Annotated in this window: 7 protein-coding genes; 5 read left to right on the top strand and 2 right to left on the bottom strand. The window is 63.8% G+C overall.

The window, feature by feature from the left end; all coding sequences use genetic code 11:
* On the top strand, positions 1 to 1,386 hold a 1,386-nt coding region (locus AWC08_RS17525), incomplete at its 5' end, for an alkaline phosphatase family protein (protein ID WP_085088024.1).
* 42 nt (positions 1,387 to 1,428) lie between these two features.
* Here AWC08_RS17525 and AWC08_RS17520 read toward each other — a convergent pair.
* The gene (locus tag AWC08_RS17520) at positions 1,429 to 2,205 is read right to left on the bottom strand and encodes a ribonuclease T2 family protein (RefSeq protein ID WP_069435009.1); all 777 of its coding nucleotides are present in this window, start codon (positions 2,203 to 2,205) and stop codon (positions 1,429 to 1,431) included.
* 158 nt (positions 2,206 to 2,363) lie between these two features.
* On the opposite strand from AWC08_RS17520, the gene AWC08_RS17515 reads away from it, so the two are divergent.
* The 4 genes from AWC08_RS17515 to AWC08_RS17500 all read left to right on the top strand — a co-directional run bounded on the left by AWC08_RS17515 (position 2,364) and on the right by AWC08_RS17500 (position 8,410).
* Positions 2,364 to 4,484: a hypothetical protein gene (locus tag AWC08_RS17515; RefSeq protein ID WP_232008082.1), complete on the top strand. Its 2,121-nt coding sequence runs from the start codon at positions 2,364 to 2,366 to the stop codon at positions 4,482 to 4,484.
* Complete coding sequence (locus AWC08_RS17510; RefSeq protein ID WP_232008083.1) at positions 4,474 to 5,808, top strand: RNA-dependent RNA polymerase family protein; 1,335 nt, start codon at positions 4,474 to 4,476, stop codon at positions 5,806 to 5,808. Before AWC08_RS17515 ends, AWC08_RS17510 begins: the two co-directional genes overlap by 11 nt.
* 160 nt (positions 5,809 to 5,968) lie before the next feature.
* Positions 5,969 to 6,595: a TetR/AcrR family transcriptional regulator gene (locus tag AWC08_RS17505; protein ID WP_069435010.1), complete on the top strand. Its 627-nt coding sequence runs from the start codon at positions 5,969 to 5,971 to the stop codon at positions 6,593 to 6,595.
* A gap of 39 nt (positions 6,596 to 6,634) precedes the next feature.
* Positions 6,635 to 8,410: an N-acyl-D-amino-acid deacylase family protein gene (locus AWC08_RS17500; protein ID WP_065133362.1), complete on the top strand. Its 1,776-nt coding sequence runs from the start codon at positions 6,635 to 6,637 to the stop codon at positions 8,408 to 8,410.
* Here AWC08_RS17500 and AWC08_RS17495 read toward each other — a convergent pair.
* On the bottom strand, positions 8,400 to 9,731 hold the full coding sequence (locus tag AWC08_RS17495) for a UDP-glucose dehydrogenase family protein (RefSeq protein ID WP_085088020.1): 1,332 nt from the start codon (positions 9,729 to 9,731) through the stop codon (positions 8,400 to 8,402). The two genes, AWC08_RS17500 and AWC08_RS17495, sit on opposite strands and share 11 nt — an antisense overlap.
* Positions 9,732 to 9,773 lie beyond the last annotated feature (42 nt).

Raw genomic sequence — 9,773 nt, 5'->3', positions numbered from 1 at the left:
GGCGGCATAGGGGGGGTGGGCGGAGCAAGCATCGCCGCTGGGACCGGTGGGATCGGCGGCAGGGCCATCTCCTTTTTCGGCGCCACGGGCGCGACCGGTCCGGCCGGCCGTTATTACCCGGACGTGACGTTCGCATCTGCGCAAGAGGCCGCCCTGCTGCTGCTGGCCACACCCGACGCGAACTTCCTGTTGATCGGCACCGACGGCACGAATCTGAGCAAGATTCTGGCCGACCCGCTTGGCACCCCGAACTTCCATGCGTTCATGCAGCAAAGCGTCACCTCCGCGTCGACGATTGTCGGGCACACCAGCTTCTCCAACCCCTCGTGGACGACCATTCAGACCGGGGTGTGGGGCGAGACCGCCGGCGTGAGCAACAACGTCTTCACCCCCTGGACGTACGACGACTGGCCGACCATCTATAACCAACTCGAGGCCACCTATGGCGACGAAATCAATACCACGGTGATCGCTAACGGCACGGGGGGCATAGCCGAGATGGCCGCTGCCGGATCGCATCCCGCCGACAACATCGAATACGTGCCGCTGACCCCGGGCGGCACGGACTGGCTGGCGACACAGGACCTCGTCGCCCAGAAGACTCGAACCGCCATTTCGCTGGCCGATCCGGACAAGGGCAATCTCATTTTCTCGTACTTCGCAGGCATGGATCACGTCGGGCATGACTACGGTGGCGATTCACCGCAATACGCGCTGGCCCTTCGGAACCTGGACGCCAACCTCGGTTCCCAGACCGTCGGCGGTGGAGGCCTGTTGGGCGCGGTGGCCGATTGGGAGGCCGACCCGCTCAACAACAACGAGCAATGGACCACCCTCATGGTCACCGACCACGGCATGATCGGCGAGGACCAGTTCGGCCGCGGTCATGGCTTCCAATCACCCCGTGAGACAGCGACATTCCTCATCTACGACCAGGCCTACGTCGATATCAAAGACGGCTTCATCAACAACTCGTGGCAGATCGTCAGCACAACCCCGACGATCATGGATGCTTTCGACATTCCGCCGCTGCCCTATATGCCGGGCGCACCTCTGACGTCCCCGGTCTTCGAGGGCAGCTATGTCAATCCAGACGTCAACCTTTTCAGTGTGCTCAGCGCCGATTTCGCCGCACAGGGTTACCCCGATCCCCTGACTAACGCGACTCTGGTGTCTCGGACCCTCGTGACGTCGGTTCCCTACCTGGCATACGACCCGATAGCCAGTATGGTCCATTCGGTGCCCGGCTTTCTGCAGGTACCGGCCTCATGGGTGGGGGCTGGCATCTACCAATCGCTCAACATCCCCGCACAGATCTGGGCGCGGCTCACCGGCGTGACCGGCAACAAGATCATCCCCCCGATTCTCAATCCATTCCTTCCGTAAGCAAGTCGATGCGCTTCGAGCCTCGGCCACGTCAGAACTACTTCACTGCACACGTCCTGACCGACAGCCGGCGGCTATGGTCGGCCCCTTGCCGAGCGCGTCCCGCAGCGACACTGTTCGGCCATCGTGTCCAAGTTCGGGGACCGGCGGAAACGACAGTCGGAGCTCGTAAACAACGAGCCCTTCCCCTTCGATGTTGCGACATTTGAGGCCGACACGCGTGCCCGCCCCCTTTCCGAATTCGGCATCGACGCGGGCGCGCACCGCGCTGACGGATAAATGCCCGCCCACAGCCGCCCCGAACACCGGATCGAGGGTCTTTCTGACCTGCTCGGTGAGCGATATGGCGTTGCCGAAATAAACAGCCGGCGTGACACCTGAACACGTCCCATGCCGATACCACTCATGTGATGCCATGGCCGCGGCGTCAGACATTATCGACTGCAATTGCGTTTGAATGTCCTCAGGCAGAGGCACCGTGGGCAGATCGGCACCGGGTGACCCACCGGGACGCCCGGCAACACGTTCCGGCACGCCGCAAAACTGCTCGCTAGCGGGCTGTGGCCATAGTCCGTGGAGAATCAGGGTGCGCCCCATCTTGTTGACGTGCCCGTTTGCGCAGCCCGGGCTGGACGCCGCCACCTTGCAGAGACTGGGCCCCCACGTCACAACCAGCAGGCTCGAGGTGCTGCTACCGGGGTCGTCCGCCGACGAACCTGGCGAGCGATCGTCGGCAAGCAACCGGACGACGATGACCGCCACGACCACCGCCGCCAAGCCGGCCGATACGGCAATTACAGCTACGTCGCCGCGCTTCATGATGCAATCTTCTCAATAAGGCCATCAGTCAGACACTCGTCTGTACGGCCTGGCGCAGTTCGCATCGCGGCTCACCGCGATTGCGGCGCCGATGTCGAGGCAATGACGGCGAAAGGTACCAGCATCGCTATTCGCATCGACTGCCTCAGAGGTTCCCCGTGCCGCTGATAATCGACGGCAAAGCGCCAGTGAACGACATCGCCCGTTGGTTCGATCGGACGGCACGCCGGCAAAACCACATGGTCTCGCTTTTCGCGAGCCTCCTCACCGGCACGATCTTCGCGTATCTCCGCTACCGTCTGCGCTACGCGCTGCTACTTGATACGGCGCGATTCCTCGTCCACGTCATCGAGTTTCTGATCCTTCTCGCCAGCCTGGGCAGGCTCGCCGCTTTCACGATTGTTGTCCTGCGCGTCGGCAGCCTCATGGTCAGCGGCGGCTGGTGGGGGCTCCTTGAGGTCATGCGCGAGCGGCTCCGAGTGTTCGCCCGGTCCGGAGAGCGGGATGCGGCCGAGCAAGAGACCGGCAGCTGGCTCGTCCTCTCGATGATGGCGGCATCGGTGTTGACGATCGTCGGCGGTGTCGCGCTGGCGATTCAACTTCCGTCGGGCCACGATCCGATCGGACTTTTCTATGCCTTCCTGGTGATCGTGGAAACTGCGGTGCGTTTGTCGGTCCGGGTGCTGCATTCGGGCATATACGCCACCCGGCGCATTTACCGGCCGTTTTGGTCATTGCTCGCGCCGACCGGCGTGCAGCTGGCGGTGCTGAGCGTCGGCTATTACCTGTATCCGACTGCGGCGATCATCGTCGCGATCATCGCGTCGAATGCGGTCGGCATCTGGATGACCGTTCGCTATACGCTCAGGATTTACCGGTTGATGGGACTCTGGCCGAAAGTTGGGACGGCTCAACAGATTTTCCGAGCGCTCCCGCGGATCCCGCCTTGGCTCGCGCTGAAAACGACGTTGGCGGGCCTCGGTTTACGCCTCGATGCCCTGGTCGTTCTCACGATACTGGGCGTGTACCGGACCAATGACCGTGCCTTTGACCTGGCGGCGGGCGTACCGGCCTGGCGGCATGTCGACACCTTCCAGTTTTTCTATCTGATCCTGCCGTTGTTCCGTGGCGCCTATGAGGGCACCGGGCTCTTCTATTTCGACTTTGCCCGTCTGCGGCACATCCCGGCGCTTCGCGGCTTTCAGCTCGCATTCTTCCGGAAGCTTTTATTGACCGCGCCCTTTATTTCGGTCTACTTCTGGTCACTCGCGACTGCACTGGGGCTGATGGTCCTGCGCGACATACCGATCAGCTTTCTGCTGGCTTTATTGCCGCTCTTCGTCATTCGCAGTGTCGTTGGTATCTATCAGATCCGCTTCTTTGCCGAGGGATATTTCGGCACCCTCATCGCCACCATTGCGTTGTGGGTGGCATTGCTGTGGCTGGTATGGCTCGATCCCCACCCGGTCTCCGATTTCCTTGAAGTCATCGCCGCCATGATCACGGTTCTCATCGTTCTCATCAATCTGCAGCACTATCGGGACCGTCAGGCCCCGCCGCTTCCCACTCTGCTGGCACTGGGCGACTGGATGCGGGAACTCGGCCAGGAGTCGGGACCGGTGCTTGTCGGCAAGGTCATGATCCCCGAGTGGATCGCGGCGAAACAGAGATCCGCTGCGGTCAAGCTGATGCGGGAAACGTTTGAAGGTCAGGGACACATTGCATTTCGAACTCCGACGACGCTTTTCTATTACAAGCGAACGTCTAACGGCCCCACCGAACCCCCGCCTCACCTCGTCCTGCAAGCGATCACTGGCGGCGCAGCAAACCGCGGGAGATCGTTGCAGGCGCCGATGACCAACGGCCGGGATGCGTTGAACCGGCTCCTCAGCGATGAATGGGTACCGGCAGTAGAGCAAATGTCGGCGGTGCCGGACGACCCACAATCCCTGAGCCTGAAATTTCGCACTCTTTTCACCGATGGCATCGTGTTGGACCTACAAACGCTCGAGGGAACACAGGACATGCGCCAAGTCGAAAAGGGGCTGCTGGTCGGGGCATTACCAATGGCAGTCAATTCCCTCGAAGACGGTCTCAGCGTTGTGGCGTTATCGGGACGTTTGATGACACCGGTCTTTCAACACGGGGAGTTGCGCCTGCTGTTTCTATTGCCGCACGATCCCGAGCCTGCGCTATTCGAAAGCTGGATGCAGATCGTCAGGGATTGGCATGTCCGACGGGGCAACCCTGAGACGGTGGGGTCCGTTCGTGGCAGCTGAACCGATCGACATCGAGAAGCGACTGGCGGAGCCGAAAACGTATGAAGACAGCATCATGCGGATTTTCGCGAAAAGACGGCAGCGCGGCCTGGCATTCAGTGACGCCGGTGGTGGAGTGACTTACTTCAGCACCGCGACCGAGCGGCGCGCGCTTTCCAAGGCCATTGCCCACAGTGTCGCCAGTGGCCAATACCGCCCGCAGCCCGTGGAGCTTCGTTTTCGCGAATACAACGGCAAATGTCGGGCGGTCCATCTGCCGACCTTCGTCGACCATGTGGTCGGTTCGGCGCTCTTTCAGCTTCTATCCCATAATGCGCGCTGCCGAGGTCTGCCCGGTGTCTACTCTTACCTACCCGGCTTAACCAATGTGGCGGCGACCCGGGCCCTTGCCGCATTTGTTCGTGCTCATCGCAAGCGCGTGGGGGCGAAAGGTCCGCCGATCTATGTCCTACAGTCCGATTTTCAGCACTATGGCGACGATCTGCCTGTCGGTCCGGACGCGGCGCTGTGGCCCATCTTGCGCGAAGTCGCGACGCTCGGGAACCCGCGCGGCGCATTGGGAGCAGAAGTCTGGGATCTCATCACATCCCTGGCGCGCCCGGTAGTGCGGGATCAGGATGGCGCGCAGTTCACTCGGCTGTACGGCACGGCGATGGGGACCCCCCTGGTACCGATGCTCGGCAACCTTGCGGTATTGCCCATGGACGCCGCAATCGTCGCAATCGACGGCATTTTCTACGCGCGCTACAACGATGACTTCATCGTGGCTCATCCGGATCTCGGCGCACTTCACCAGGCAGACGCACGGATCGATGCGCTGCTCGATGGCCTAGGCGTCAAACGGAAACCGGCGAAGGAGTTCCGTACCGCCCTCGGCGGAAATGGCATGTCCTGCGCCGTGGATCCCGCCTACCGCGGGCGCGACCGGATCGACTGCCTCGGGCTGTCGGTCAGTCATGCCGGCACGATAGCCCTTGCGCCACATCGACTGCGCCGCTTCGTCGGTCGCATTGCGACCCGGATCGACGCTGCCTCGTCGGCTCTGGCGCCCTTGCCGGCCGCCGAGCGAGCGCGTCATCTCGTATTGACCACGAACGTCATGCTGGACGTTACGAGCCCGTTCGCGGTTCCCGGCCTGTCCGGTCTCCTCGACACCACGACGAATCGCGGAGTTCTCAAGGACCTGGATTTCCGCATCGCACGCAAGATCGTGCAAGTCGCTACAGGACGGCCGGGCGTACGCGGCTTCCGCGTACTACCGCCGGCGGTACTGCGGCGCGATATGGGCTTGGTATCGCTGGTGCACCTGCGGAATTTGCGGTGACCACCGGAGAAGTGCTTAGTTCTTCTCGGGGGCGCGGACCCCGCCTCGTGCGGTCATTCCGAGGGACCACAGAGGTTGAGGCTTTCGGTCCCTCAATGTTGTGTTTTCACCCGCGCCCCCCACCTCGGCCGCCGCTCGCTCAGACCGTAATCTCTCAGCCATGCGCACCCATGGGTGGAGCGGTGCGAGGCCCGCGACCGACGACGAGGCGATCGAACGCATCCTCGACGCCGCCAGTGAAGCGATCGAGCAACGCGGCGGCGACATGCGGATTGCCGATGTGGCGCGGACGCTGGGCGTTTCCCGCCAGACCGTCTACAACTACTTCCCGGGTACCAATACCCTCATCGAGGCCGCCGCCACCCGTTCGGGCATGCGGTTCTGCGGAATACTGGCCACCCATCTGGCCGGGATGACCGATCCGGTCGAGGCGCTGGTCGAGAGCCTGGCGTTCACGTTGGAGTGGTTGCCCGGTGACAAACACATCCAGTTGATGCTGGTAAGCGATTTCACGAAGGCATCGGCGGGCATCACTTCCGACATCGGGGTCAAGTTCAGCCACGGCATCCTTGCGGGCCTGGACGTCGACTGGTCCGAGTTCGGTCTCGCCGACGCCGACCTGGACGACCTGGCCGAATACACGCTGCGCATCCTGCAGTCCTTCACCATCGACCCCGGCCGGCCTCCGCGCACGGGCGAGGTGCTGCGCGGATATCTGCGCCGGTGGATCGCGCCGGTGCTGACCGCCGAAATCACCCACCGCAAGGCGGCCATCACTTTGAATTGACAAAATCGGTAAGCTGTCCAGTCGAGTGAGGTGGTCAGATTGACTTTCGACGCAGTGGTCGTCAACGGCAGGTGGTTCGACGGCACCGGAGCGCCGTCAGCGATCCGCAACATCGGGATTCGTGACGGCCGGGTGACCGCCGTCTCCCCTACCCCACTGGACACCGAAGGCTGTCCGAATGTCATTGACGCCGAGGGCAAGTGGGTGATGCCTGGCATCATCGACATCCATACCCACTATGACGCCGAGGTGCTGGCCGCGCCGGAGCTGTCGGAATCCGTGCGCCACGGCGTCACCACCATCGTGATGGGGTCGTGCTCGCTGTCCACGGTGCATGTCAATGCCAACGAGGCCGCCGACCTGTTCGGGCGGGTGGAAGCGATCCCCCATGAGCACGTCGTCCGCATCGTCGGCGAGCACAAATCGTGGACGAACCCACAGGAGTACATCGACGCGCTGGAATCCCTGCCGCTGGGTCCGAATGTCACGGCTTTCATCGGCCACTCCGACATGCGGACCTCCGTGATGGGCCTAGACCGGGCGACCCGCAAAGACGTCAAACCCACCGCCGCCGAGCAGGCCCGGATGGAGCAGATGCTGGCCGAGGCACTCGAGGCCGGCTTCCTCGGAATGTCCTCGCAGCAATTGCTTTTCGACAAGATCGACGGTGAGACCTGCCGGTCGCGCACGCTGCCGTCCACCTACGCCAAGGGCCGCGAACTGCGTCGGCTCAAGTCGTTGTTGCGGCGCAGCGGCCGCGCCCTGCAGTCCGGGCCCGACATCAGCCACCCGCAGAACATCGTCTCGCAGGCGTTGCAATCACTAGGGGTCCGTCGGCCGCACCTCAAGACCAGCCTGCTGGCCGCCGCCGACATGAAGTCCGCGCCCGGAGTGATCTGGTTGACCAGCGCGTTGGCCGCGCTGGTGAATCGCTTCGGCGGCGACTTCCGCTTCCAGCATCTGCCGGTGCCCTTCGAGGTGTACGCCGACGGGATCGACCTGGTGGTGTTCGAAGAGTTCGGCGCCGGGGCAGCCGCCCTACACCTCAAGGACGAAGTCGAACGCAACGAACTCATGCGCGATGAGGAGTACCGCAGGCAGTTCCGCAAGGATTACGACTCCAAGTTCGGCCCGCGCGCCTGGCACCGGGATTTCTTCGACGCGGAGATCGTCTCCTGCCCCGACGAGTCGGTGGTCGGCAAATCGTTCGGTCAGGTCGGCGTGGAACGCGGCGGCCTGCATCCCGTTGACGCCTTCCTCGACCTGGTACTGGAGCACGGCACCGCGATCCGCTGGCGCACAACGATTTCCAACCACCGCCCGAAAATGCTGCGCCGGCTGGCCCGGATGCACGGCCTGCAGGTCGGGTTCTCCGACGCCGGCGCTCATCTGCGCAACATGGCGTTCTACAACAGCGGGCTGCGGCTGCTGCGGCATGTTCGCGACGCCGAACGCGAGGGCCGCCCGTTCCTGACCATCGAACAGGCCGTGCACCGGCTGACCGGTGAACTGGCGGACTGGTACGGGCTGGATGCCGGCCATTTGCGGGTGGGCGACTGGGCCGACCTGGTGGTGATCGACCCGCAACGACTCGACGACTCGCTGGACGCCTACCACGAGGCGAAAGTGGAAGCCTACGACGGTCTTTCGCGAATGGTGAACCGTAACGACGCCACGGTCGAAGCCGTCTTCGTGTCAGGTCGTGAGGTGTTCCGGCACGGGCAGCCCACCGAGATTCTGGGCCGCGAGCGCACCGGCGGGTTCCTGCGCGCCGACGGCCGCCCGCGTAACGTGCCGCAGCCGGTCACCGCATAGGGCGGCGCGCACCGAGCCGGAACACCCGCCAGCCCGCCTGCTCCCAGCGGGCCACATCCAGGCAGTTGCGGCCGTCGACCACGACGCGGGCGCGCACCCGATCGGCTAGGTCGTCGGGGTCGAGGTCGACGAATTCCCGCCACTCGGTCAGCACCAGAACCGCATCCGCGCGCTCGCACGCCTCCTCGACTGAAACCGCGTAGTTCAACGTGGGGAACAGCCGGTTCGCGTTGTCGAGCGCCTTGGGGTCGTAGACGTTGACGGCAGCGCCGTTGAGTTGCAACTGGCCGGCCACGTTGAGCGCCGGTGAATCCCGCACGTCGTCGGATTCCGGCTTGAACGCCGCGCCGAGCACTGCGATGTTGGCGCCGAGCAGGGATCCGCCACAGGCCGCGGTGGCCAGCTCGACCATGCGGGTCCGGCGCCGCATGTTGATGCTGTCGACCTCGCGCAGGAAGGTGAGCGCCTGGTCGGCGCCCAACTCCCCCGCCCGTGCCATGAACGCGCGGATGTCCTTGGGCAGGCACCCGCCGCCGAAACCCAAACCCGCGTTCAGACATTGCCGCCCGATGCGCGGGTCGTAGCCGAGGGCGTCGGCCAGCAGGCTGACGTCGGCACCCGCCGCCTCGCACACTTCGGATATCGCGTTGATGAACGAGATCTTGGTTGCCAGAAAGGCGTTGGCGGAGACCTTGACAAGTTCCGCGGTCTGCAGGTCGGTCACCAGGAACGGCACGCCCGCGTTGAGCAATGGCGCGTACAGCTCGCGCACCACGACCTCGGCGCGGCTGGAATCCTCTTGCACGCCAAGCACAATGCGGTCCGGGTGCAAGGTGTCGTGTACGGCGTAGCCTTCGCGGAGAAACTCAGGGTTCCACGCGATCTCCACGTCCAACCCGGCGGGGGCCAGCGCGGCGGCGCGTTGGCTCAATTCAGCTGCGGTGCCCACTGGCACAGTCGATTTGCCGACGAGGACAGCGGCCCTGGTCAGCCGCGGCACCAGCGCATCGATGACGGCGTGCACGTGGCGGATGTCGGCGCCGTACTCGCCCTTCTTCTGCGGCGTGCCGACGCCGAGGAAATGGACATCGGCGAACTCGGCCGCCATGTCATAGTCGGTGGTGAACTGCAGCCGGCCCGCAGCGAGGTTGGCAGTCAACAACTTTCGCAGGCCAGGCTCGTAGAAGGGAATGTCGCCACCGGCCAGCTTGGCGACCTTACCCGGGTCGATATCAACCCCGACGACCTCGTGTCCCAGCTCTGCCATTCCGACAGCGTGGGTGGCACCGAGGTACCCGGTGCCGAAAACGGTGCATCGCATACCACCGTGTGTAGGTGCCCGCGATGAGCGGGCCGCATCGCG

It is taken from the genome of Mycobacterium gordonae (genome assembly GCF_002101675.1).
GTDB classification, from domain to species: Bacteria; Actinomycetota; Actinomycetes; order Mycobacteriales; family Mycobacteriaceae; genus Mycobacterium; species Mycobacterium gordonae.
This window is presented reverse-complemented; position numbering and strand designations above follow the sequence as displayed.

What these genes read in the sequence shown, in the direction of transcription:
- AWC08_RS17520 (WP_069435009.1), bottom strand. Translation starts at nt 2,205, where the DNA reads ATGAAGCGCGGCGACGTAGCTGTAATTGCCGTATCGGCCGGCTTGGCG.
- AWC08_RS17505 (WP_069435010.1), top strand. Translation starts at nt 5,969, where the DNA reads ATGCGCACCCATGGGTGGAGCGGTGCGAGGCCCGCGACCGACGACGAG.
- AWC08_RS17495 (WP_085088020.1), bottom strand. Translation starts at nt 9,731, where the DNA reads ATGCGATGCACCGTTTTCGGCACCGGGTACCTCGGTGCCACCCACGCT.